The organism is Neorhizobium sp. USDA 3394, assembly GCF_056280385.1.
Genome location: NZ_JBWCDU010000002.1, coordinates 417,096 through 440,882, shown reverse-complemented (window position 1 = coordinate 440,882; position 23,787 = coordinate 417,096). Strand labels below are relative to the sequence as shown.

Here is a 23,787-nt window from a genome sequence, read left to right as displayed (position 1 = left end):
GGTGCGGATCATCGTGTCTCTACACCTCAACAACGCGCGCCATCACGACCGGCGTTGGAACATAAGCTCCTCCGCGAGAAATGCACGGGCGCGAACCTCGCGCGCATAAGCCGCGGCCGCTCCTACCCTCTTGCCCAGATCGCCATATGCTTGACGAAGCGGGGCGTAAAATCGTTGAGCAGCTAAAGCATCTCTTCCGAAAAGAGAACCTGGCCGTCACAGGCGACCGATGCGGCGATTCCGATGGTCGGAACAGCGATAGCTGCCGTCTGTATCGCTCACACGAATGGCACGCAGAGCGCAACATTCATCGCAGAAGTGTCGTTGCAGGGTATTATCTGCCAGGCAACTCTTGAGGAAGGACAATTCAGGTGGACAATCAACGCAGCGCGGGCGGCTACGACAACCTCTGGATAAATCGCGAGGGCCAGGCAGAAGCCTTCGACGCCATTGGCGCGCACTACGATGAGGCCTTTCCACACAAACAGGGTCAAGTCTCAGCGGGCGATTGGCTGATCAGGTCCTTGCCGACCGGTTCTCGCGTTCTGGATCTGGGCTGCGGTACTGGCGTGCCAACTTCCCGCCAGCTAGTGGCCTCCGGTTTTGAGGTCGTGGGCATCGATCTGTCCGGCGCGATGGTGAAACTCAGCCAGGACTGTGTGCCTGGCGCAACATTCCACCAAATGGACATTGCCGACTTGCGACCAGGTGGACCGCGGGAACTCGGCCAGTTCGACGCTGTCGCGGCCTTCTTCTCGCTGCTAATGCTGCCCCGTGCGGAGATTCCCCTCGCGCTCCTGACGATCCGCAATCTGCTGGTGTCTGGTGGCCTGTTCGCCCTATCCATGGTGGAGGCCGATGTCGACGATTTCCCAATAACGTTCCTCGGAAACAACATCCGTGTCTCCGGCTACCTGCGCGAGGATCTGCGGACAATTATCGCAGAGGCTGGCTTCCAAATAGTGAAGGAGACCTCGTATACCTGTGCCACGGCTATCGATATGCCGCCGGAGGAACAGATTTTCCTATGCTGTCGTATGAGCCCTTCGCGCAGCGGCTAGATGTTCATCCATTGTCGGCAGATCGGCGGTGTGGCGGGCGATCACCGATGCGCCCTTCGTGCCCGAACGGGAAGCGCACGCGTTGGATCGGACCGCTTAGGAACAGAAGAGTTCCGGCGCTCTGTCGCCGGCTCAAGTGGCAAGGAGGCGAATGCGCCATGATCCCAACGGACAAATCTCGATACGGATCAGACTGTCTTCCTCAATGCGTCCTCGAGCGTGACAGCGATAAGGCGATCGACATGGCGGATCTCATCGTGGCCAGCGGCATAGACCGCGTTAGATCGGCCGAACATATGACTGCACGTCCGAAAACCAAAGTCTGAACCCTGCTGACAACGTGACGACTTGTTAACTCATAGCGGGACCGCGTCCAGCGCCCGATGACAGCTTTACTGCTTTGGGGCAACCGGTGAGCTCTTTCTAATCAGGCGAAAGGTTTTCAGGTGAACGCTCTCCAGGCGATCGTGGCCAGGCAGTAGATAGGTTGTGAGCCTTGTCGCTGGTTGGCGTGGTCCTCCGGTCGGCACAGGTGTAGCGTTCCGCTCACACATAGGCGGCTTCAATACCGCCATCGATCGGCAAGTTGGCGCCGACGATCCAGCGGGCATCGTCCGACAACAGGAACACGATCGGCCCTGCTATCTCATCGGGAAGCGCCGGACGCTTCACGAGGGCCGAATCGCGATCGACGCGTTCCTGTCCGAGCATCGAAACGAAATCGCCGAGGATGGGCGTGAAAACCGGACCCGGTGCCACCGAATTCATGCGAATGTTGTCCTGCATGAAAAGTTCTAAGCTGCGCTTCTTGGTCCAGACGATTAGGGCCTCCTTGAAATACTGGTAGCAGTTCTCCTGCTGCACCGGGTTTGTGTCGAGCCAGGCCTTGCCCAGTACGAAGCTTGCCGCTGCCGCCAGTTCCTTGTGCGCGTCGAGACGGTGCGGCCAGTCGGCGCCGAGAATAGAGGCGATATTGACAATCGAGGCGCCCTTCAGCATGCGCGGCACGAGCGCTTCCGTCAGGTGGCGCAGGCCGAGATAGTTCACCCGAGCAACAATGTCGCTGTTAACTGTACCGGGCACGCCCGCGGCATTGACGAGGCCATCGATGCGATCGGGAAGCGCGGTAATGGCGGCGTCGATGACGGCCGGATCGCCGAGGTCCATCTTGACGAAGCCGTCAAGTGTGAGAAGCGTGTCATTGCGGTCGATACCGATGACACGCGCGCCCTCAAAACGTGCAAGCCGCGCGACTTCCCCGCCGATGCCGGAGGACGACCCAGTAATCACGATAGTCTTGCCATGCAGTTTCATGGTTAAGCTCCTTACACGTCTGAGGTATCGACCGGCCCGGTGGGGTGCGGCGGGACCGACCGAAAAGGAATTCTTGGGAGACGCCCACGATGTCAGAACGGATAGGCGGTGGCTTGGTCCTTGACCGAGACCCACTGCCACTGGGTCAATTCCTCAATATCGGAGGGACCGCCCATGCGGCTGCCATTACCGGATTTGCCGCGACCGCCGAACGGCGCATAGGGGCCACCATTCACCGTCTGGTCGTTGATGTGGAGTTGACCGACATTCAGCTGATTGCCAAGCGCCATGGCGCGCGCGACATTGCGCGAAATAACGCCGGCGGCAAGGCCGTGGTCTGAACGATTCACTATTGCGACCGCGTCTTCATCGCGCTGGAAGGACACGACGCAGGCGACGGGGCCGAAGATCTCCTCGTTGAACGCCCGCATGTCCGGCCTGACGTCCGTCAAAACCGTCGCCTTGTAGAAGCGCCCATCATGGGTGCCACCCGCTAAAAGCTGAGCGCCTTTTGCGATGGCATCATCGACAATAGCTTGGATAGAAGCCACCTGTTGATCCGAAATAATCGGTCCGAGCGCCACCTGGTGGCCGGAGGGATCGCCGACCTGCAGATGCCCAGCCTTCGTCGCCAGCCGTTCACTGAGTCCAGTAGCGATCTTCTCGTCGGCGAGGACCAAGCCGGTTGCCATGCAGATCTGCCCTTGATGCAAGAAGGCGCCCCAGGCGGCGTTAGAAGCAGCGACATCGAGATCGGCGTCGTCGAGGATAATCAGGGCATTTTTGCCGCCCAGTTCCAATTGCACCTTCTTCAGGTGCTTGCCGCATAATTCGCCGACCTTTGAGCCGCCACGTACCGATCCTGTAAACGAGACCATGGCGACATTGTCATCGATGCAGAGTGCCTCGCCGGCATCGGCGCCACCGGGAATGATGTGCAGCACGCCTTCCGGTAGTCCGGCTTCCTCGAATATACGGGCAATGATGAAGCCGCCGGAAATGGGGGTGCGTGGATCGGGCTTGTGAACTATCGTATTGCCAAGGGCCAAGGCCGGCGCGATCGAGCGGATCGACAACACGAGCGGGAAATTGAAGGGTGAAATCACACCGACTACGCCGTGCGGCACCCGGCGCGCATAATGCGTGCGCGTGTCCATGCCCGGCAGGAAGGTGCCGGTGGCAGCCATGGCAAGCGTTGCGGCATGGCGGATGAAGAGCGCGCCATGCTCTACTTCGATCATTGCCTTAGCGTGAATTGAACCGGATTCCCGCATGATCCACGGTGCCAGTTCTTCGCCATGTTTCTCCAGCAGATCGGCGGCCCTACTGAGTATTCTTGCGCGCTCGCCGGCGAGCGTCTCCGCCCAGCTCTTCTGAGCTGCCTTTGCCTCGCGGGCGGCGCGGGCAATATCTGCCGGCCCACCGAAACCCACAGTGGCAACATGCAATCCGGTAGCAGGATCCGTAACGTTCAGGGTTCCAGCAGCTGTCGCCTGCCAGCCGGAGAAGAAGGCTAGGCCATCCCAGCGGTCGGATTGCAGAAAGTTGGGTTTGTGGACGTTCACGATGAAGCTCTCCTCAGCTTTGGTTTTTGGGGACAACGCTCTGCCGTGGGCGGGGATCGTCGTCTGACCCTTTCGCTCGGTCTACTGTGTTGTCGTCCTCCGACCCGTCTCCTCAACGGATGGCAGTCAGCAGCAAACCGCGTGCCAGGTCGAGACAAAGGCAAATCTACAGCCTCCCTCCACCGTACCGAACTGGAATGGCTTGGCTTTTTCGGAATATCACCCATTTCGCCCTTTCTACTCCTTGCTTGCGAAACTTCATCAAATGATAAAAAACATGATCATGATCGATAAATTGATGAAGGTGCTCGCGTGGTGATGGATCGACTGCCAAAACTGATTTCGCTCGCTGATGCGTCCAGGAAGACCGGCAAGATGGTTTCTCGGGGTGCCTTTGACGAACTGGACACCGGTGCGTCCCCCACGCTGAGCGAATTGGCGCAAGCCCTTCATTTTTCGCTGGGCGACGGCCGTATCTGGCTCAACGATCAGCGCATGCTGCTGATGCAGGCGCAGGTGCTCGGCCGCCTACGGCAGGAGGTGATCGAAGCCTTCGGAGTGGAGGCTGCCAAAGGCATGTTCATGCGGGTCGGCTACATGCAGGGCGTGCGTGATGCGGAACTGATCCAAAAGCGCTTCCCAAACGAGGATCTGACCCATGCTCTGGCGGCCGGCCCGCGGGTTCACACTCTGGAAGGTTTTGTGAAGGTGACGACGCGGCATTTTCGCTTCGACGTTATGAAGGGCACCTATTTCGGGGAGTTTCTTTGGGAGGATTCCTCCGAAGCGGCGGAACATATTGCCCATCACGGGCTCGCAACCGAGCCCGTCTGCTGGATGCAGACGGGTTATCCAACCGGCTACACGAGCAAGCTTTTCAAGCGACCGGTGATCTTCCGCGAGATCGAATGCTCAGCCATGGGCGCGCAGCGCTGTCTGGTTGTGGGCCAAAATGCCGAGGAATGGGGTAACGACGCGCCGGAGCGCGCCTATTTCGGGCTCGAATGGAAGCCCCGGCGTCGAGAGACGATGGGGGACGCTACACCGGAGCAGAACGGCGACAAGGACGGCTCACGCGAACCCACGGAGTCCAAGACCACGGACGAGATCATCGGCGCTTCTGCGAGCTTCCTGCGGGCGCGCGCCATGGTCGAGAAAGTGGCCGACACCGATGCGACTGTGCTTTTGATCGGCGAATCCGGCGTCGGAAAGGAGCTTTTTTCGCAAAAACTGCACCGCTTAAGCCCACGCTCCAAGGGTCCTTTCGTCGCTATCAACTGTGCGGCCATCCCGGATAACTTGGTTGAGTCAGAACTGTTCGGCGTCGAAAAAGGTGCATTTACCGGCGCAGTCGCCTCTCGCGCAGGCTATTTCGAGCGGGCCGCCTCCGGCACAATTTTTCTCGATGAGATTGCTTCGCTTGCCTACGCGGCCCAAGGCAAGCTTCTGCGCGCGATTCAGGAGCGGCAGATCGAGCGGGTCGGCGGTTCCCGCACGGTGCCGGCCAATGTGCGGGTAATTGCTGCCTCCAACGTGGAACTGGCGGATGAGGTACGGGCCGGACGGTTTCGCCAGGACCTCTATTTCCGCCTCTGCGTCTTTCCGATCGCAATCCCGCCTCTTCGGGAACGCCGCGACGACATCTCGTTCTTGGTATCGCATTTCCTCAGACAGTTCAACATCCGCCATCGTCGCGACTGTAGCGGGCTGACGCATCGGGCGATGGATGCGCTGCTGGCCTATGATTTTCCGGGCAATATCCGAGAATTGCAGAACATGATTGAGCGCGGCGTGATATTTGCCGATGCTGGCGCCCAGATCGACATACAGCATTTGTTTTCAGGTCGCGAGATGTCACGCGTTTATCCGCAGCAATTGAGCGAGGACGGCCGAATCTGGCTTCCGGCGCCGCGCAAACACGCAGCCAATACTGCCTTGGGAGTGGGTATCACCTCCACCGACGACTTAGTCAAAGCCGAAGAGGCGCTTTATCGTGCTGCGCTGGCCGACGCGGGAGGCAATATCTCGTCAGCTGCCCGTCGCCTTGGCCTGACACGGGCAAAGCTCGACTACCGCCTGAAGAAGCATGGCCTTGCCGGCGCTCGCTAACATCGCGGCGCCGGATTGTCCCGCTTTGGTAGCTCATCGTGCGAGCCAACTGGCCGAGGCGTCGATGTCGCCCGGCGGGCCGGCTTGATGCGTACGGGTTGTACTGTCTGCGGCCTTGGCGGATGCACGTCCCCGCGCGTCGCTCCCCGCATTGTCTGCCTGTACCGAATTTGGTCAATTTGCTGCATGAGATCGGTTCGGGTACGGTATTGCCCTTACCCTCGTTGATCGACCCCTCTCGGACGAGGCCGGCCCTCACTAAAGCTGGCTCAGGGCGGAGCTTGATCCGAGGTCGGTATCCTGAGAATCAGCATTGACGTTACGGGTGAGGAAAAGCAGTTCGCCTTGGCGAAAGAAGGAAACGCCTTCACCTAACCGCCGCCGAGATAATCGTCTCGGTGAGCATGACAATGCGGCCAGCGCTTGACCCACGGCTGCCGATCAACCGAGGTTGAGCCGCTTTCGCAGATCGGCATTTTCAGCACGCAGCTTCTCGGACAGCTGCTTGCGCAGTCTTTGGTTTTCGTCTTCCAGCTGCAGAAGATCCGCAAACTCGTCAACTGCTGCCACCGACGGATCAGTCGCTGCCTGCACCGCCTTCGGAGCACGTTTGAGAGGCGCAAGTTTGGCGCTTGGCGCACCTTCGTCGGACCTTGCCTTGCGGCCTCTCCTCGGCTTGACCGCTGCGGCATTCGAAGTCGCTGCCGGTTGCGCCGAAACTGCGGCTGAGGCCGTTTCAGCCGCCGCCTTTTTGGCGCGAGGTTTGCGCTCCTTCTTCGGTGCGGGCGCCGCAACCGTCGGTGTGTCAGCATCAATCGTCGTATTCATATCGTCGGCCATTATGGTCTCCTGTAAAGCCGCTGCATTTGTCTCCTGCTCAATCGACGGTGTCAACAACACCGCAGCCTGTTGTTCTCCGACGAAAGACATTCAGGCGGCGGCTAAGCTTGGGGAAGGAATGGCATTGCTTCTTCAAAGCCTATGTCCGCAATCACTCCAGTTGCCGGCTTCCGCGAATCTGAACCAGCTCAGAAAGAATGATTATGAGCGCTGGCCACGGCGCTTCCGGCAGGTCGGAGCGGGGATCCTCTGTCTCCAGCTCACAGTGCAGATCTGCGGCGACGCCGGCGACAGATCGAGATAGGGGTGGTCCGCAGCTCCTTCACCAAGGCGCCTTCGACTTTCGCGATTTCCACCTCCGCCTTTTAGGCCTTGGAGTAACCTATCCGCCTGCATCGAACGGACCTCGCGTATGAAACTGAAATGCCAATGCAGATGACCGAGCTAACCTCGAAGCCCCAGTCTAGACGTTATCGAAAATCCCGGGGCCTGCGCCTGTTGCGCTGTCGCAAAAGGGGTCCTTGCGACAGCTTATCCTTCTCACGGTCCTCTACCAGAACCGGCCCCTATTGAGGAGAAGTTCAGCCGTTTCCGAAAAAACCATTAAATGACCTTCTCGATATCAGGCAAGCGCCACGACTTGTCGAAATATGGCTCTAGCGGGCCGAACAAGCGGAAATACATAAACCAAGCTTTACCCGGCGTTGTCGGTATCCAGTTCTGCTCCAGGCCTTTCGGAGTCTGCGGTCCCATAACAATCTCAATCGAGCCGTCGTTTTGGACTTTGAGTTTTTGCCGGGAAGATCGATCCACGATCTGTTGCTTGTTCTGAATGAGACCGCGGGTCTCGGTGTCGTACAGCGTGATCGACCAAAAGGACTTGGCAGGGACATTGGCTGGAACGCGCAACCGGTAAGACTTTGCGCCATCAAAGGCGTGTCCGTCGGGATCACAGTAGGCGGTGAGGTATGCCGAGCCAGTTCCGGGTGTCTTGGTGAGAACGGCGGCGGAAGTGCCTGTGACCTCGTAGAAGAACGCCATCCGTTCATCAAGCAGAGTACCATTCGGCACGTCCTGTTCGTTGACAAAGTCCTGAGGTATCAAATATTCCCAATGCGTATCGTCCCGATAGCGCATCCCTGGAATGCGCTTGCTGAAGGCACTAGCCTTCGCCATCGCTTCGCCGAGCTTTGCGGCTTTCTCAAGTAGCCCTCTCTGCCGGTCACTTGGCGAAAACGATCCGTCATAGGTGACACCAAGCGGCTTCAACATAGCTGCAAAGAAGCGGTCTCGATCCTCGATCTGCTCACCATTCAGCGCCTGAACCAACGACTGCCAATACGCGAGGCCTTTAGGATGAGCCATACTGGTCAACTCGCCCCCGGTCTTGAACCTAAGAAGCGCCTTCGCGCCGCTCCCTGTTGCGCCAAGCGGATAGACCTGAATTTTAGAGAAAACAGCCTCGACCTTCGTGAGGTCACTATCGAGTCCCCGGCAGAACATCAGGACTTTGTTGGTCCGGGAACGCAGCACTTTTGCGCCATCGGGCAAATTTTCCGGAGCTTCATACGCCGGACCGACCAATATGAATTCCGCTCCCTTGCCGCCATCTGGCCCCGAAATGCCGACATCAATGAGCGGACGATCCCACCAGTCGATCAATGAGCCCGCAGTAGCGCCTTCGGGATAGTCGATGACAATTGGTCCCTCCGTAAGATCAAACCACGCGAACACATAGGGCGTCGTTACATTCGACCCGAGCATGACGCTGACGTCCCGATACCCGGCAACAAGCACGAGATCGCCGCTCCTCGCGTCGGCGTTGTCGATAAGCATCCGGCGCGCACCTTCCATGCCGACAATCGGAACCGCCCAGAGATAGGCTTGCACTGCGCGTTGAAAATCCATGGTATCATATAGCTTATCAACCGTATCTGGCGTCGGAATTCCGAGGTCGAACTCCAAGTCGGCACCCTGCAGGACTGCTTCGGCAGCAGCATCGTGTGCTGCTGCCGCGGTAGAGCCGACCGCTCCAAGAATTGTAGCCGATGAAGCCATCTTGAACGCATCCCTCCGAGTGATTTCCATGAATGATACTCCCTACTGTTCGATTTCTTGCACCTTTACAACAGTCATGCTGTCACCATGATGTCAGCATAGGGCATGGCCATAAGCGGTTGATCGGTTAAACGACTCACGAGGTGATGTCCGTTCATCTCGATGGGAAGCAAAAGGGGCGTAATGCGTAGAGCAGACAGACTACTTCAGATCATACAGATCCTACGCCGCGAACGCAGACCGATCAGCGGCCGCACCATTGCGTCGGAACTTGAGGTGTCGTTGCGAACGATTTACCGCGATATGGCAGCGCTGGAAGCATCCGGAGTGCCTGTTTTTGGCGAGCCGAGTGTCGGGTACGTGTTGCAGGACGGCTACGATCTGCCACCACTGATGTTTTCGACGAACGAACTGGAGATCGTCATGCTGGGATTACGCATGGTCGGGGCGCGGGGTGGCAAAGAAATAAACACCACAGCGCGCGACGTTGTCGCCAAAATCTCCGCCATTTTGCCGGATGCGAAGCGCTCAGAATTTTGGACCGCACCCTTACTTGCGCCTGGTCCGGAGGTCTTACCGAAGGATGGCCCAGTGCTGCTCCAATTGCGGGGTGCGATGAAGGTTAATTGCAAAGTAGAGATCCTTTACCACACGGCAGACCGTGAACCTGAGCGGCGCACTGTTTGGCCAATCGTTATCGCCTTCTTCGATTGCGTCCGGGTGCTCGCCGCGTGGTGCGAACTTCGGGAGGCATATCGATATTTCCGGACTGATAGGATGCTGGAAGTCAACCTGCTCCCTGTGAAGGTCCCTCGCTCGCGAAAGCGGATCTATGCGGACTGGTGGCATCACGAAAAAATGGAATCAAAGCTGGGCGTCGACGGAATGGGTGTTGTCGCTCACTCCTAACGCCAAAGCTTTGCGCGGCAGATTTGCGTGTTATTGGGGGATTTTGGCAGCAATGGTTTGATAAGATCTTTCTGACGCCTCTAGGCAGATTAACCTGATGTGGTGGACCGCCTCCGCTCCCGGCATCGCAATGTGCCAAAGTGTGGTTGTCGAAGTCACATGAGGAGAGCCCGCCATGGAGCATGGTTACGATAATCGGTCTGGATATCGCTAAGCAGGTATTCAGATTCAGAGAGTCAATTGTGCTGGTGCGATCGTCTGCCGCCGCCGGCTGCGCCGCGACGTTGTGGTGGGATTTTTCAAGGCGCTGGCGCCGTGCTTGATCGGAATGGAGGCTTGCGCGACCGGACACCGCTGGGCTCGGGTTCTTACGTCACTGGGCAATGAGGCTGATGCCCGCTTCTTACGTCAAACCCTATGCCTAGCGGCAGAAGAATGATGCGACGGATGCCGAGGCGATCTGCGAGGGGGTGACGCGGCCGACGATGCCGTTTGTTCCTGTGAAGAGCAGCAGAACGTGCTCACGCTACGCGTTGGGGGAGGTACACGAGACGGTCAGCGACATGGATCGTAGATCCACGGTTGGGATCGCTCGAACGAACTGAGCCGTCGCTTTGAGACAATCCTTGGAATTGGCCCAACTATTGCGAGCGCAATCGCCGCGACAGTGAGCGACGGATCTCTCTTTAAATCCGGAAGACAATCGGCGGCGAGGATAGGCCTGGTGCCGCGACCGAACTTATCGGGCGGCAAACACAGGCTTTGAAGGATCGGCAAGCAAAGTAACGCCTATCTCCGACGACTTCTCGTCGTCGAAGGGCATGCGGTGCTTCGCTTCACCCAATAGGTGCTGATGGCGTGATGGTGGACGGTCGAGCCGGAACCGGACAAACTCGGTTAGTGGTGTAGCTTGAAAGCGCGTTGACCCGTCTGGGATCCGATCTGCCGATTACATCAGGGCCAACGGTATGGATACGCCGCAATTAAAGGCCGAATACATCCCTCTGCACCTGTCAATCCGCCGAACCCGCCAAATTGCGCTTGCCACGCGAGGGCCGTCCATACATGCCACTGAAGTTTCAACCCGTGCATTTAGAACCTCGGCGGTTTTGGAGTATTCTAAGCTCAGCGTGTCAGCGCTGTGACTTTTGCTACGACACGCATCAACTCGTCATTTGCTTAAACAGGCCTTACGATCACAAGGCATGAAGGTCACGAGAGCGTTTCCGGTGCGACGAGCCAATATGTAGTCGTAACCTGAGCAAGGCGTGACATTTCTTAATCGAGAGATTATTATCGCACAACAATTGTGTGAACGAGATCATGCCAAAGATTGTAGACCACGATCAGCGCCGGACCGAGATTGTCCGGCTTATAATCAAAGTTATATCGGAACACGGCCTCAATGGCACGACCGTGCGCACTATATCTCGGGCGGGCGGCTTCAGTAGCGGCGTCCTGTCGCATTACTTTTCCGACAAAGACGAGATGATCAAGTTCGCGTTCGAGGGGGTGGCAGACCTTATTTTCAGCCGAATCGATCAACGACTTCAAAATGCCAAAGGTCCAGAAAGACTTCGGATTATCCTCGAAGAACACTTGCCAATCTACGATCATGACGACGAAACCGCCGTGGCATTGGCCTTCTGGGAAGTAGCGATGCATGACCCTCAGCTGCGAGTGCAATTCAAAAAGAACTACGGCAGATGGCGCGACCGGCTACGCACTGAAATGCGTAACCTCCTTCCGGGTATCTCGGCTACGGAGATCGAAACCCGCGTGGATTTCGCGGTTGCGTCCACCGACGGCCTGCTCATCACCTTTGCGCTCGACGGAGAAGATTACAGCAGCGAGCGTAGGATCATGTTGCTTGATCGCCTGATGACAAACTTGGGAGTGGAGGATATGAAGGAAGCTGCCGCCTAGAAAGTGAAGGCTGCGAATGCTCGACCTTTCCAAGCCGCCGGACCAAGGGCGTGGATGGAGTTCCCTTTCGTATCCACCGCCACCATCACCGGCATGTCTTCGACCTTCAGCTCGTAGATTGCTTCCATCCCGAGATCGGGCCAAGCGGCGACTTTGGCTGACCGGATTGCCTGCGATACCAGATATGCCGCACCGCCAACCGCCACGAGATAAGCGGCCTCGTTCTTCTTGATCGCCTCAATGGCGGCAGGACCGCGCTCTGCCTTGCCGACCATAACCCGCAGTCCAGTTGCCGGAAGCACGGTTTCCAGGTAACGATCCATGCGCGTGGAGGTGGTTGGCCCCGCCGGTCCGATGACTTCGTCACCCACTGCATCGACCGGGCCAACGTAATAAATGGCCTTCTCCCGTAGATCGACGGGCAGCCCCTGTCCACGGCTGATTGCATCGGCCATGCGTTTGTGAGCAGCATCGCGTCCCGTGTACAGGGTGCCGGACAGAAGCAGCGTCTCGCCGGGCTTCCAGTCCGCAACAACGTCCTTATCGAGACAGTCGAGGTTCACCCTACGCATGTCTGCGCCAGCTTCAAGACCAACGTCGGGCCAGTCGGCCAAATTTGGAGGATCGAAACGAGCAGGCCCTGTGCCATCAAGAGTGAAATGGACGTGTCTCGTCGCGGCGCAGTTCGGGATCAGAGCGACCGGCAAAGATGCGGCGTGACAGGGGAATGTTTTGAGTTTGACGTCCATAACCGACGTTAATCCGCCTAGACCCTGAGCCCCTATCCCGAGGTCGTTCACACGGCGGTAAACTTCCAGGCGGAATTCTTCGGCCTTGTCCTTCGGTCCACGTGCGAGCAGTTCATTCATATCGAGAGGCTCATTCAGGGCCTGCTTGGCCAGGATCATCGACTTATCAACGCTCCCTCCTACACCAATGCCGAGGATACCGGGAGGACACCACCCCGCTCCCATCGTCTGGACAGTCTTCACTACCCAGTTGGTAACACTTTCACCGGGGTCGAGCACTGCAAACTTAGCCTTGTTTTCCGAGCCCCCACCTTTGGCCGAGACGGCGATACCGATTACGTCTCCCGCAACCATCTCCACATGCATGATACCAGGTGAATTGTCTCCTGTATTTCCCCGGTCGAAAAGCGGGTCGCGAACCATCGAGGCTCGAAGCGGATTATCTTCAGCCTGATAGGCATCCCGCACGGCATCATCGACGATTTCCTGCAGGCTTCGCGTTGTGTCTATACGGGCACCCATGCCGATCTTGAAGAAGATGTTGGCCGTGCCTGTATCCTGACAGATGGGACGACGGCCGAGAGCTGCCATCCTGGAATTCTTGAGGATTTGCCCAATCGCATTGCGTGCCGCAGGACTCTCTTCACGTTCGTAAGCCGCGCCGAGGTGGCGGATGAAGTCAGCTGGATGGAAGTAGCTTACGAACTGCAGCGCGTCGGCGATACTCTGGCGGAGGTCCTGCTCGGAGATGACGGCCATGATTTCAATCGTCCCCAAATTTCAGTGACAACAGCGGCGCGTGCTGCTGAGCGCCGTACACGTCCGTTTCCCCGATGGCACCCGAAACGAGAGGTCGTTTGATCGTGGCTTTGATTGCGTTGGCTGGCTCGAAGGCGATGATGTCCAACACGTCCTTTTCCTCGATGCCGTACAACGAGCAAATGAGTCCAGAATTGATGAGATTGACCCGTTTGGCCTCTTCGAACCAAAAGCGGTCTTGGAAAATGATGTCGAACGTCAACTCGTAAGGTCCGGCGTTTTTCGACCGAATGACGCTTGCTACATCGATCAGACGTGTCATGCCCTGTCCTCCAGGTTCACAAGCTGAAAAGGGAACGGAGATACTGGATCGGCAACTTTCAGCAGGTGATACAAGCTGAAGGCATAGACCTGTCCTGCCTTGAAATCCGAAGGGGAATACGGAAATGCGAGGTTTCCAGCCGTCGATACACGACCAGGGTAGCCGAAGTGGAGCATCGTTGACCGCGCAAATGAACAGATAGTGTCTGCATCGTCTTGCGTCTTGGCAATTGCCTCGATCACTATGCCCAGTTCGTGCGGCGTAAGATCGCGCTGCGGCTCCAGCGCACCCATAACACCATCCCGACCATAGGTCCGAAAAATCAGCTCCCAGCTACCTGTCGGCATTTGCCTGAAGTTGTCTTCGACGCGGGCTCGCACGCCGGCAATGATTTCGTCGACCTTTGCTATGAAGTCAGGTCCTCTAGCGCCTGCGATGGAAACTGTGCGGAAGCCCAGAGGACGAGCACCTTCCACCTTAACGAAGTAGTCGTCACTAGGAATGAAGCGTGTTCCTGTGACGCGAACACGCCCATTCTCCAGCTGTTCGAATTTGGTCTGATGTAGATCGAGCGCACCCCCAGGTCCGGGCAGTCGATATGGGTCAGACTTCTCATAAAGAGTGTGCGCCGCGACCGAAGAGATTGTGCAGACGCGCTCTGGGTTTACGGTTTCAAGCACGAAGCCCTCGGCATCGAGTGTGCCGATCATACAGTCGGATCCGCTGCCTGGTGTCGACGCAATCGCAGCGCATTCCAGGATTTTTCCCATGTGAAGCGCGAGCGCTCTGTCGAAGCCGCAATTGATTGGAACCGCTGCAAATACGGCAGGATCGTAGCACCGGCCCGCGATGATCACGTCTGCGCCGGCCTGCAACGCAGCGATCAAAGGTTCCTCGCCCATCTGGGCAACCACATAGGTGGACGATCCAACATCGTCCTCGCTCGCCGGATCACCCGGAGGCAGTGCCACCAACCTCCCCGAGGCCATCGATGATACCAGAAGTTCTTTGGAAACATCCGCTGGGATGACGGCTAGTCTTCCTGATAGCTGTTCTTCTGCGGCGATCTCCTTGACAATATCGACAGTCCAATCGAGATGAGGTCGTGCACCACAACCACCGGCGCTGCCGACGAGAACAGGGATGTTCCGCTCGCGAGCAGCGGTCAGCATGATCCGAAGGTCACGCTTCACCGCAGCCCTATTGGTGAAGGAAACCCCCGCTCCGAGATAGTACGGGCCGGGATCGCTGGATCCAGCATCGACCGCGATAACGTCGGGATTAAGAAGCATGGCTGCGGCGAACGACTTCTCTGGGAAACCGTATCCCAGGATAGCCGTCGGTGAGAGAACCTTGATCGACGCGTTCGCGGTCATACTGACACCTTAGAAAGAGAGAGACTGTGCCGGGATGGCGAGGTCATCGAGATTCATTAGGACTTCAGCTCCGCCGTCGATGATGATGTCGGTTCCGTTCACCCAGCACGCCTCTTGGGAAAGCAGGAAGGCAATCGGACCGCACATCTCACCTGGACGAGCATCCCTGCCCCCGGCCTGCGACCTGAGCCGACCCAGCAGGTCTTCGCCCATTGTTTCGTAAAAGGTGTCGAGGATTGGGGTCTGAACGGCTCCTGGACTTACAGTGTTCACCCGCACCCCACGGTGACGCTCACGACTGGACGCCAGCATCGAATACAAGATAACGGCCTCCTTGGAGACGTCATAAGCCGTCACGCTATCGAGACCGAAAGAGAGAAAGTGCGCGAGCCCCTCCTTCCAGTCGCTTTTTGCGATCAGAGTTTTGATCATCCCTGTTCGCGCCCGCCAATTTGCACCGGCTGTCGACGCGATGTTTACGACGGCTCCGAAGTCACGAATCCGAGGCAGCAACGCGTCGGTCAGGCGACGAACCGCCAGGTAATTCACCTGCGCGATGGTTTCGACCTTGAACGAACCCGGGACGCCCGCGATGTTCACCAGCCCATCGATAGGTTCAGCGATAGCCTGAACCGCTGCATCGATTTGATGGGGGTCAGCCAAGTCGCACTTGAAGAATGTGCTGACACTGCCTTTCGGCTCAACGCGATCCAATCCGATGATCTTGGCACCACGGCCCGAAAGGTCTGCCACGACCGCTGCACCGACACCGGAGGAAACGCCCGTCAGGACGTAGGTCTTGTTTTCATGTGTCATGTGAGCCTCACGCAGTGTACCGGATCGGCAGCGACGCCAAACCGTTCACAAAGCGGGACGGCACAAACACGGCATCGCCCGCTGGTTCTATGTTTTTGAGATGTTGCAACGAAGCCTTGGCCAGCATTGGAAGTTCGAGGCGAGCTAGATGCGCGCCCAGACAGGTGTGACGTCCACCACCGCCAAATCCAATGTGAGGGTTTGGGTTCCGCTTCACGTCGAAGCTGAAGGGATTCTCGAACTTGGCATCGTCCTTGTTGCCGGAATTGTACCACACGACAACCTTGTCTCCCTCGGCGATCTGCTGACCGCCGATTTCGATGTTGGCTGCCGCGGTACGGCGCATATGCTGCACCGGCGATACCATGCGCACCAGTTCTTCGACGCCGGTCTGAGCAATTGCGTCCGGATCGGCAGCCCATATCGCCATCTGATCGGGGTTCTCCAGGAACAGACGCATCATATGACCGCCCACAGTCCCTGTCGTTTCCATGCCCGCCGTCACCAGAAGCTGGAAGAAATATCCGACCTCGTCATCGTTGAATTTGCGGCCGTCGATCTCGGTGGCGATGAAGAGCGAGACCACATCGTCTTTCGGGTTTTTACGGCGTTCACGCGACAGCTCTGCGCCGTACACGTTCAGTTCAGCGAAGGCAGCAGGAACCTTGTCGGCCCCCCCCATCTCAGGTGCATCGCCAGCAAGTGCGGTGACCGTTAGTCTATGAAGGTGTTTGCGGTCGCTTGCCGGGGCACCAAGGATGTCGCAGATGACCGCGACAGGGAACGGTTGGGCAACTTCGGTGGCGAAGTCACATGCGGCCTTTTCCTTTGCGGCGAGTACCAGTCCTTCCGCGTGCTGAGCGGCCGTGCGAGCCAAAGTCTGAACACCAGTTGGCGAGAAAATCTTGGAGACCACCTGGCGAAGCTTGAAGTGCTCGGGTGCATCCATGTTCAGGAACCAGCCTTCCTGGCGGGCCTCTTCGACTGACTGGTCACCGATATAGGTGGTTGGACTGTTCCGGAAGGTCTTGGCATCCTGGCTCACAGCGACGATGTCATCGTAGCGCGTGACCGACCAAAAACCTTGCATGCCCTGTTCCGGGCCTTCGGGGAACTCATGCCAGCTGACCGGCCGTTTGCGGCGAAGGATTGCGAAACCCTCATCACGGTCTGGACGTCGCCAGAAGCTGTGATCCGCCAGATTGATTTCATTGACATCAATGGTCATGGGAGCCTCCTCCAGACTCAGTTGTAGGAAACGCCGGGAAGGACGCAGAGAAGCTCGAACGCGAGGTTCGCAGCAACGAGCGCGGTATTCCCGGAAGGGTCATAGGGTGGCGAGACTTCGACAATGTCGGCACCGACGACATCGAGACCACGGCAACCACGGATAAGCTGAAGGCCCTGCCACGACGTCAGGCCACCAATCTCAGGCGTGCCGGTCCCCGGCGCGTACGACGGATCGAGCGCGTCGATGTCGAAGCTGATGTAAGTCTTGGCATTGCCAATCTTAGCGCGAATTTCATCGATCAGCGGCACCAAGGATTTGCCCCAACAGTCGTCAGCAGATACGACCGTGAAACCTCGGCTACGAGACCAATTGAAGTCCTCTGGAGAGTAGCCGGTCCCGCGCAATCCGATCTGGAACGTCAATTCCGGAATGATTGCCCCTGCTTCGTAGGCACGGTTGAACGTCGTCCCGTGAGCAATCGGCTCTCCGAACATCGAATCGTTGATGTCGGCATGGGCATCGATATGGATCAACGCTACCGGACCGTGCCTATCTGCGACGGCCTGCAGGATCGGGAAGGTAATGGAGTGATCGCCGCCCAAGGTGATGGGACGGACAGGATAGCGAAGCAGTTCCTCATACGCGTCGCGGATGCGGCGAGAACTGTCCGGAAGATTGAACGTGTTGATCGCCACGTCGCCTACGTCAGCTACCTGGAGGCTTTCGAACGGAGCAGCTCCCGTGGCGACGTTGAACGGACGGAGCAAGCAGGATTCCGCACGGATAGCTCTGGGGCCAAACCGTGTGCCAGCGCGCCAGGACGCACCGATGTCGATCGGGACGCCGATGAAGCAGGCATCCAAGCCCTCCGGCGTGGGCACGCTCGGCAACCGCATCATGGTGGCGGTCCCACCGAAACGGGGCATTTCGTTTCCGCCCAAAGGCTGATTGAAGTTACCCATCACTGAGTCTCACGATTGCTTGCTGGGGAGATGAAGCAGAAGACCGTCATGGTCGTCAGTGATGTGCAACTGGCAGGACAAACGACTCGTGGATGTTGGTTCAGCGACGAAGTCCAGCATGTCCCGTTCCATAACACCAGGTGCAGGCAGACGCTCGGTCCACGACTGGTCCACGATCACGTGACAGGTCGCGCAAGCGCAAGCGCCACCACAATCTGCCTCGATAGCTGACACACCGTTTGATGTCGCGAGTTCCATGATGGATTGCCCGACCACACCCTTCAGGGTCGTTACTTCGCCACTTGGCGATTGGAAATGGATCGTTGTCATGGTGTCACCTCACTTCGAGACGGAGTCAGACAGAAGCGCACGAGCCAACCGAGCGACGCCCTCTTCGAGATCTTCGTCGGTGATTGTCAGCGCAGGCGCGATACGGATCGTGTTTCCCCAGAAGCCGCACGGAAGTACGAGAAGGCCTTCGGCGACGGCACGATTGGCGAGAGCCTTAGTTGCGTCGGGATCAGGGGTCTCGCCGTCGTCCTTGAAGATTTCAAAGGCTACCATCGAACCTACGCCTCGGATCGCGCCGACAGGAACGACTTCGTTGCGGGCCGCGATCTTCTCCAGCTCAATCTTCAACTTGTCGCCGACGGAAACTGACCGTTGAAGGAGGTTCTCCTCTTCTATCAGATCGAAAACAGCGAGGGCTGCGGCGCAGGAGAGCGGGTTCCCGGCATAGGTGCCGCCAAGAGAACCTGGCTGCGTCGTATCCATGATGGACCGCTTACCGATAAGACCTGCAAGCGGCAGACCTCCACCGATGGCCTTCCCGACGGCGATGAGATCGGGCTCAACTTCGGCATGCTCTATAGCGAAAAATCGTCCGGTCCTGGCGAACCCCGACTGAATCTCGTCAGCGATAAGGAGGATGCCATGCTGATCGCAGATCTCACGTAGACGCCGAACGAATGCGACCGGGGCTTGGTAGTACCCGCCCTCACCCTGCACTGGCTCAATGATGATGCCTGCTACCTGTTCCGGAGAGATCGACGACTTGAACAGATAGTCGAGCGCCTTCAGGCTATCTTCTTCGCTCATACCATGTGCTGGCACTGGGAACGGGACATGGAAGACGCCCGGTTGGAAATGAGGATAGTTCGCGCGCAGCGGCGCAACCTTCCCTGTCAGCGAAAGCGCCAGGTTCGTTCTGCCATGGAATGATCCAGTGAAGGCGATGATACCGGGCCGACCGGTTGCGATCCGAGCAATCTTCACGGCATTCTCGGTTGCCTCAGCACCCGTCGTGAAGAGAACGGAAGTAGCATCGGCAATCGGGGCAGCCTCGTTGAGGCGTTCGCAAACTGCGATATATGGCTCATAGGCCTGGACCGGATAGGCCACGTGGGCATAGTGGCCGAGTTGTTGGGTCACGGCGGCAGTCACCTTCGGATGGTGGTGCCCGACGTTCATGACGGCAATTCCCGCTGCGAAGTCGATGTACTGCTTGCCATCTGCGTCCCAAACTTGGGAACCTTCGGCACGCGCAGCGAATATGGTGTATGCAGATGCTGCACCGGCCGGAACGGCTGCCTTGCGCCGCGCCAAAAGCGATTGATTGTTGCTCATCTCAAGTCGTCCTCAATTCAGTGCGTCAGACCGCCAGACCATCATCTTCTCGGTCTGCATGTCGCGGATGGTGTGGGGGATACCGCCTACGCCGAGGCCGGAGTGCCGAGCACCTGCAAAAGGCATCCAGTCGACGCGGAAGAGCGGGTGCTCATTGACCATGATGGCTGTGCCATCCAAGTGGCGGTAGCAGTGCATCGCGGTATCGATGTTGCGGGTGAAGACCGCAGCCTGGAACGAGAACGGAAGATCGTTCGCCTGCGCGAGAGCAGCGTCGATATCGTCAAATCCATAGACGCAGATAACGGGACCGAAGACCTCCCTTCGCGAAACATCAGCATGCGCATCAGGGTTTACGAGAACCGTATTCGCGTATGTGCTCTCCGTCAGGCGGTCGCCACCCGCCGCGATCTTGGCACCAGAACGAGCAACCCAATCAGCAACGCGGTCCGCCTCCGCATGAGTGATCAACGGACCGACGTCCGTTTCAATCTTTGTCGGATCACCAATCTTCATTGCCGCTGCGACGCCCGACAGGCCCGAGACAACGTCGTCGAGGACAGAGTTGGCACAATAGACTCGCTGAACCGACACGCATGCCTGGCCAGCATGCCAAAAACCGGCACGGCCGAGACGCGGAACGACGGACGAGAGGTCAGCATCAGCAGCAACGATGACAGGAGCCACGCCCCCGTGCTCCAACGCGCAACGTGCACCCGGAGCGAGGTTTGACCGAAGCTTCCAACCGACCGCAGCCGAACCGATGAAGGTCAGAAATGCCACGCGGGGATCGGATACCATACGACCGACGACTTCCATATCGAGGGGCAGAACCATCTGCGCCCAGACTTCAGGAAGGCCAGCCTCACGGAAAATCTCAATCACCGCGCGGCAGCTCAGCGGCGTCTTGGGAGATGGTTTCACAATGACCGGAGCACCGGCGGCAACAGCCGGCGCAACCTGGTGGATGACGAGGTTGAACGGATGGTTAAAGGCGGCAATCGCCAGGACAACCCCAATCGGTTCCATCTGCGTGAACGCTACCCGACCCGCAGAAGTCGCATTGATGTCCATCGGGATAACGTGACCGCCTTCGTTGCGAAGGATCTCAACAGAAAGCTCGATGCCATCGATCCCACGGTCAACTTCAATCAGCGCATCCTTGAGCGGCTTGCCGGATTCTGAAGAAACCTGAAGAGCGAGCTGTTCGCGGCGTTCACGAACGATGTTCGCAACCCGGCGGAGAACCGCGATGCGCTCAACCTTTGGCAACCACCCTTTCCTGTTGCGGTACGCCCGGTAGGCGCGTTCGAAGGCGTTCTCGACCTCGCCAGCGGTGGTAGCCGTCAACGTCTCGAGAAGTGCTCCGTCAAAGGGTGCTCGTACGTCGAATTTATCGGTCATCGTTACGCAGTCCTCTGCATTGCAAGAGTTTTGAGATCAGTCGCCGGATCAGCCAGTACTTCTGGGATGACCGGAATTCCGCCTGCGACCATGCGGCGAGCGCACATATGATCAGATGGGCTATTCACACTGTCGGCTGCGATCACCCGCCCGGATTTGAGGTGGAAAACCGTGAACTTTCCTGCCTCGGGATCACCACGAACGACGTGTCTCTCGGCGGCGAACGGCAGACCGGTCGTTTGCAATTTTGCCTGGCCCTGGTCAGACCAGAACCATGGCACTGCATCGTACGACGCAGTTTCGTCCAACATTGCCGCAGCAACAGTCTTCGACTGATCGATAGCATTCTGCACGCTTTCCAACCGGACGTAGCTTCCTGCAAACCTGTTGGGATGGAAGGCGCAATCACCGGCGGCGAAAATATCAGAATCGGCGGTACGACCAACTGCATCGACAAGCACGCCATTGGGGCATTCGAGACCGGCCTCTGCTGCGATCTCGGTATTGGGCACAGCTCCGATGCCAACCAGAACGAGATCGGCGGCAATGACCTCACCGTCTCCAAGGGTAACGGTCTTGACGTGATCAGTGCCATCGATCCACGCGATCACTGCCGAGGTAACAATCCGCGTTCCCATGTCGCGGTGCATCTTGTCGAACCAAGTGGAGATTTGAGGTGCGACGGCACGCGCCATCACCCTAGGGCCAGCTTCCAGAACGGTCACCACCTTACCAGCGGCGACTGCAGTTGCGGCAACCTCAAGGCCGATGAAGCCGCCACCGACGATGACCACGTTGTTCGCTGACGTCAGGGCAGACATAAGCTTCTGGCCATCGGCCAGGCCTCGTAGCGAATAGACGCCCTCTAAATCTGCGCCAGGCACAGCGAGCTGCCGAGGCCTTGCTCCTAGGGCAAGTGCCAATTTCTCATACGAGACGGTCCCATCGTTGATTTCGACAGTCTTTGCGATAAGGTCGATGCGACGTGCCTTCTGACCAAGAATAAGGTCGATGCCTTGGGCAGCGAGTGCTTCTGCCGGACGGAAGATCAGGCTCGCCGCGTCTGTTGTGCCCTTGAGGAAGGCCTTCGAGAGCGGAGGACGCTGATAGGGCGGGTGCGGCTCATCGCCGATAAGGACCACCTTGCCAGTGTAGCCCTTCTGACGAACCGAGGTTGCGATCTGCAATCCGGCCTGTCCGGCACCTAGAATTACGATTGCCATAGGAAACCTCAAAATTTGATCCACGTCGTTTTCATCTGGGTGTACTTCTCAAATGCGTGCAGCGAGTTGTCGCGGCCATTGCCGGACTGGCGCATGCCTCCAAAAGGAACCAGCGGCGAAATGAGGTCGACCGTGTTGACAGCGACAGTGCCTGCGCGCAGGGACTCAGACATTCGATGAGCCCGGGAAAGGTTTGAGGTGAACACCGACGCCATCAGTCCGTAGATGGAGTCATTGGCCATCCTCACGGCTTCCGCTTCGGTTTCGAAGGACAGAACCGAGAGTACCGGCCCGAAGATTTCCTCTTGGGCGATGATGTGCCCCGGCGTGACACCGGCAAAGATCGTCGGCTCGATAAAATTCTCTGACGATCCAATCGTGATGCGATTCCCACCGAGCACAAGGCTCGCTTCGGCACGCCCCTTCTCGATGTAGGACATAACCCGCCCGCAGTGCTCGGCATCTACCATGGAGCCCATGAGCGTATTCGGGTCGAGAGGGTTGCCGGGCGCATAAGCTCGGGAATGTGCGATCACCTTCTCCAGGAACGCATCATGAACGCCCTTCTGGACAATGAGACGCGTCGGCGAAGAGCAAATTTCACCTTGATTGTAGTGAACCCGAGCCGCCAGCTCTGCTGCTGCGTCCAGGTCGTCGGTGTCGTCGAAGATGATGTTCGGGCTTTTGCCGCCACACTCCAACCAGGCGAGCTTCATATTGGACTGAGCGGAATACGATAGAAACCTCTTGCCGACCTCAGTGGAGCCGGTGAACGCGAGGCAATCGACGTCCATGTGAAGGCCAAGCGGCTGACCGACAGCTGCACCGAAGCCGGGAAGAACGTTGAACACGCCATCGGGCACGCCTGCTTCAGCTATGAGCCTTGCCAGGTGAAGCGCAGTAAGTGGCGATTGCTCAGCAGGTTTCAGAATAACCGAGTTGCCAGCTGCCAGGGCAGGAATGCATTTCCAGACAGCCATGTCGAGGGGGAAGTTCCACGGCACAACAGCAGCCACAACACCAACTGCCTCGCGTCGGATCAGGGCTAGATTGCCCCGTGGCGCAGGAGCGATCTCGTCATAAATCTTGTCGATGGATTCAGCGAACCAGCGAACATATTCGACAAGATCAGGCAGCTCATAGGAGAAGGCGACCTGAACCGGCTTTCCCATATCCAGGGATTCGAGCAACGCAATCGATTCAAGATCACGCTCGATCAAATCAGCCAAGCGTAACAGAACCCGCTTCCGTTCCGTCGGGCTGCGACGTGACCAAACACCGGCTTCGAATGCGGCACGAGCTACCGATACTGCTCCATCGACATCCACCTGCCCGCATTCAGCAACGAGATTGATCAGCCCATTGGTAGCCGGGTTCCGATTTTCGTAGGTCTTGCCAGACGCCGATTGCACGAACCGACCAGCGATGAAGGCGAGACCATCAGGTTTCAGCTCCGTGGCGCGGCGAGTCCAGAAGTCGAGGCTGCGAATAGACACGTTGGAATTTCCTTTGAATTCTGAAATAGACGGGGGCCGGA

At 57.9% G+C, this 23,787-nt stretch carries 19 protein-coding genes and 2 pseudogenes; 5 read left to right on the top strand and 16 right to left on the bottom strand.

Annotated elements, in window-relative coordinates; translation table 11 throughout:
• Positions 1–42: 42 nt before the first annotated feature.
• Positions 43–269, bottom strand: a pseudogene (locus tag ACZ9EJ_RS23595) (3-methyl-2-oxobutanoate hydroxymethyltransferase); the annotation flags it as partial.
• Between the two features lie 102 nt (positions 270–371).
• On the opposite strand from ACZ9EJ_RS23595, the gene ACZ9EJ_RS23590 reads away from it, so the two are divergent.
• Entirely contained in the window at positions 372–1,061 is a 690-nt protein-coding gene (locus ACZ9EJ_RS23590) for a class I SAM-dependent DNA methyltransferase (RefSeq protein WP_040125972.1), read from the top strand.
• A gap of 546 nt (positions 1,062–1,607) precedes the next feature.
• Here ACZ9EJ_RS23590 and ACZ9EJ_RS23585 read toward each other — a convergent pair.
• Together ACZ9EJ_RS23585 and ACZ9EJ_RS23580 are read right to left on the bottom strand one after the other, a co-directional pair.
• Entirely contained in the window at positions 1,608–2,375 is a 768-nt protein-coding gene (locus tag ACZ9EJ_RS23585) for a coniferyl-alcohol dehydrogenase (protein ID WP_040125971.1), read from the bottom strand.
• A gap of 92 nt (positions 2,376–2,467) precedes the next feature.
• Positions 2,468–3,940: a benzaldehyde dehydrogenase gene (locus tag ACZ9EJ_RS23580; RefSeq protein WP_040125970.1), complete on the bottom strand. Its 1,473-nt coding sequence runs from the start codon at positions 3,938–3,940 to the stop codon at positions 2,468–2,470.
• A gap of 318 nt (positions 3,941–4,258) precedes the next feature.
• On the opposite strand from ACZ9EJ_RS23580, the gene ACZ9EJ_RS23575 reads away from it, so the two are divergent.
• Positions 4,259–6,049 carry a sigma-54-dependent Fis family transcriptional regulator gene (locus ACZ9EJ_RS23575; RefSeq protein ID WP_040125969.1) on the top strand — a complete coding sequence of 597 codons (1,791 nt, stop codon included), beginning with the start codon at positions 4,259–4,261 and terminating at the stop codon, positions 6,047–6,049.
• A gap of 441 nt (positions 6,050–6,490) precedes the next feature.
• On the opposite strand, the gene ACZ9EJ_RS23570 is transcribed toward ACZ9EJ_RS23575, so the two are convergent.
• A complete protein-coding gene (locus ACZ9EJ_RS23570; protein WP_370650466.1) occupies positions 6,491–6,979 on the bottom strand; it encodes a transcriptional regulator in 489 nt (162 codons plus the stop codon).
• A 513-nt stretch (positions 6,980–7,492) separates the two neighbouring features.
• Entirely contained in the window at positions 7,493–8,977 is a 1,485-nt protein-coding gene (locus tag ACZ9EJ_RS23565) for a DUF1254 domain-containing protein (RefSeq protein ID WP_157885371.1), read from the bottom strand.
• Positions 8,978–9,130: 153 nt separating this feature from the next.
• Here ACZ9EJ_RS23565 and ACZ9EJ_RS23560 point away from each other — a divergent pair, with 153 nt between their 5' ends.
• The 3 genes and pseudogenes from ACZ9EJ_RS23560 (at position 9,131) to ACZ9EJ_RS23550 (ending at position 11,782) form a co-directional block, all read left to right on the top strand.
• Positions 9,131–9,856: a helix-turn-helix transcriptional regulator gene (locus ACZ9EJ_RS23560; protein ID WP_040125967.1), complete on the top strand. Its 726-nt coding sequence runs from the start codon at positions 9,131–9,133 to the stop codon at positions 9,854–9,856.
• Between the two features lie 182 nt (positions 9,857–10,038).
• Positions 10,039–10,589, top strand: a pseudogene (locus ACZ9EJ_RS23555) (transposase); the annotation flags it as partial.
• A gap of 590 nt (positions 10,590–11,179) precedes the next feature.
• Positions 11,180–11,782, top strand: a complete 603-nt coding sequence (locus tag ACZ9EJ_RS23550; RefSeq protein ID WP_040125966.1) for a TetR/AcrR family transcriptional regulator — start codon at positions 11,180–11,182, stop codon at positions 11,780–11,782.
• Here ACZ9EJ_RS23550 and ACZ9EJ_RS23545 read toward each other — a convergent pair.
• From ACZ9EJ_RS23545 to ACZ9EJ_RS23495, 11 genes are read right to left on the bottom strand one after another with little or no spacing between them, the layout of a single operon-like run.
• Positions 11,779–13,290 carry a fumarate hydratase gene (locus ACZ9EJ_RS23545; protein WP_040125965.1) on the bottom strand — a complete coding sequence of 504 codons (1,512 nt, stop codon included), beginning with the start codon at positions 13,288–13,290 and terminating at the stop codon, positions 11,779–11,781. The two genes, ACZ9EJ_RS23550 and ACZ9EJ_RS23545, sit on opposite strands and share 4 nt — an antisense overlap.
• 4 nt (positions 13,291–13,294) lie before the next feature.
• A complete protein-coding gene (locus ACZ9EJ_RS23540) occupies positions 13,295–13,612 on the bottom strand; it encodes a DUF4387 domain-containing protein (protein ID WP_040125964.1) in 318 nt (105 codons plus the stop codon).
• Entirely contained in the window at positions 13,609–14,988 is a 1,380-nt protein-coding gene (locus tag ACZ9EJ_RS23535; RefSeq protein ID WP_040125963.1) for an acyclic terpene utilization AtuA family protein, read from the bottom strand. Before ACZ9EJ_RS23535 ends, ACZ9EJ_RS23540 begins: the two co-directional genes overlap by 4 nt.
• A 9-nt stretch (positions 14,989–14,997) precedes the next feature.
• Positions 14,998–15,804, bottom strand: a complete 807-nt coding sequence (locus ACZ9EJ_RS23530) for a coniferyl-alcohol dehydrogenase (RefSeq protein WP_046635188.1) — start codon at positions 15,802–15,804, stop codon at positions 14,998–15,000.
• A gap of 7 nt (positions 15,805–15,811) precedes the next feature.
• On the bottom strand, positions 15,812–17,032 hold the full coding sequence (locus tag ACZ9EJ_RS23525) for a cytochrome P450 (RefSeq protein WP_040125961.1): 1,221 nt from the start codon (positions 17,030–17,032) through the stop codon (positions 15,812–15,814).
• Positions 17,033–17,049: 17 nt separating this feature from the next.
• Positions 17,050–17,997, bottom strand: coding sequence for an agmatinase (speB, locus tag ACZ9EJ_RS23520; protein ID WP_046635189.1), 948 nt, complete (start codon positions 17,995–17,997; stop codon positions 17,050–17,052).
• Positions 17,998–18,006: 9 nt separating this feature from the next.
• Entirely contained in the window at positions 18,007–18,327 is a 321-nt protein-coding gene (locus ACZ9EJ_RS23515) for a 2Fe-2S iron-sulfur cluster-binding protein (protein WP_046635191.1), read from the bottom strand.
• Between the two features lie 9 nt (positions 18,328–18,336).
• Positions 18,337–19,623 carry an aspartate aminotransferase family protein gene (locus ACZ9EJ_RS23510; protein WP_046635193.1) on the bottom strand — a complete coding sequence of 429 codons (1,287 nt, stop codon included), beginning with the start codon at positions 19,621–19,623 and terminating at the stop codon, positions 18,337–18,339.
• A gap of 12 nt (positions 19,624–19,635) precedes the next feature.
• On the bottom strand, positions 19,636–21,027 hold the full coding sequence (locus ACZ9EJ_RS23505) for an aldehyde dehydrogenase family protein (RefSeq protein ID WP_046635195.1): 1,392 nt from the start codon (positions 21,025–21,027) through the stop codon (positions 19,636–19,638).
• Positions 21,028–21,029: 2 nt separating this feature from the next.
• A complete protein-coding gene (locus ACZ9EJ_RS23500) occupies positions 21,030–22,250 on the bottom strand; it encodes an NAD(P)/FAD-dependent oxidoreductase (protein ID WP_046635196.1) in 1,221 nt (406 codons plus the stop codon).
• Between the two features lie 8 nt (positions 22,251–22,258).
• The gene (locus ACZ9EJ_RS23495; protein ID WP_046635198.1) at positions 22,259–23,746 is read right to left on the bottom strand and encodes an aldehyde dehydrogenase; all 1,488 of its coding nucleotides are present in this window, start codon (positions 23,744–23,746) and stop codon (positions 22,259–22,261) included.
• Between the last annotated feature and the right edge of the window lie 41 nt (positions 23,747–23,787).

Coding starts and splice junctions, on each gene's coding strand:
- ACZ9EJ_RS23585 (WP_040125971.1), bottom strand. CDS start 2,375: ATGAAACTGCATGGCAAGACTATCGTGATTACTGGGTCGTCCTCCGGC.
- ACZ9EJ_RS23575 (WP_040125969.1), top strand. CDS start 4,259: ATGGATCGACTGCCAAAACTGATTTCGCTCGCTGATGCGTCCAGGAAG.
- ACZ9EJ_RS23570 (WP_370650466.1), bottom strand. CDS start 6,979: ATGTCTTTCGTCGGAGAACAACAGGCTGCGGTGTTGTTGACACCGTCG.
- ACZ9EJ_RS23565 (WP_157885371.1), bottom strand. CDS start 8,977: ATGGAAATCACTCGGAGGGATGCGTTCAAGATGGCTTCATCGGCTACA.
- ACZ9EJ_RS23560 (WP_040125967.1), top strand. CDS start 9,131: ATGCGTAGAGCAGACAGACTACTTCAGATCATACAGATCCTACGCCGC.
- ACZ9EJ_RS23550 (WP_040125966.1), top strand. CDS start 11,180: ATGCCAAAGATTGTAGACCACGATCAGCGCCGGACCGAGATTGTCCGG.
- ACZ9EJ_RS23545 (WP_040125965.1), bottom strand. CDS start 13,290: ATGGCCGTCATCTCCGAGCAGGACCTCCGCCAGAGTATCGCCGACGCG.
- ACZ9EJ_RS23540 (WP_040125964.1), bottom strand. CDS start 13,612: ATGACACGTCTGATCGATGTAGCAAGCGTCATTCGGTCGAAAAACGCC.
- ACZ9EJ_RS23535 (WP_040125963.1), bottom strand. CDS start 14,988: ATGACCGCGAACGCGTCGATCAAGGTTCTCTCACCGACGGCTATCCTG.
- ACZ9EJ_RS23530 (WP_046635188.1), bottom strand. CDS start 15,804: ATGACACATGAAAACAAGACCTACGTCCTGACGGGCGTTTCCTCCGGT.
- ACZ9EJ_RS23525 (WP_040125961.1), bottom strand. CDS start 17,032: ATGACCATTGATGTCAATGAAATCAATCTGGCGGATCACAGCTTCTGG.
- speB (WP_046635189.1), bottom strand. CDS start 17,997: ATGGGTAACTTCAATCAGCCTTTGGGCGGAAACGAAATGCCCCGTTTC.
- ACZ9EJ_RS23515 (WP_046635191.1), bottom strand. CDS start 18,327: ATGACAACGATCCATTTCCAATCGCCAAGTGGCGAAGTAACGACCCTG.
- ACZ9EJ_RS23510 (WP_046635193.1), bottom strand. CDS start 19,623: ATGAGCAACAATCAATCGCTTTTGGCGCGGCGCAAGGCAGCCGTTCCG.
- ACZ9EJ_RS23505 (WP_046635195.1), bottom strand. CDS start 21,027: ATGACCGATAAATTCGACGTACGAGCACCCTTTGACGGAGCACTTCTC.
- ACZ9EJ_RS23500 (WP_046635196.1), bottom strand. CDS start 22,250: ATGGCAATCGTAATTCTAGGTGCCGGACAGGCCGGATTGCAGATCGCA.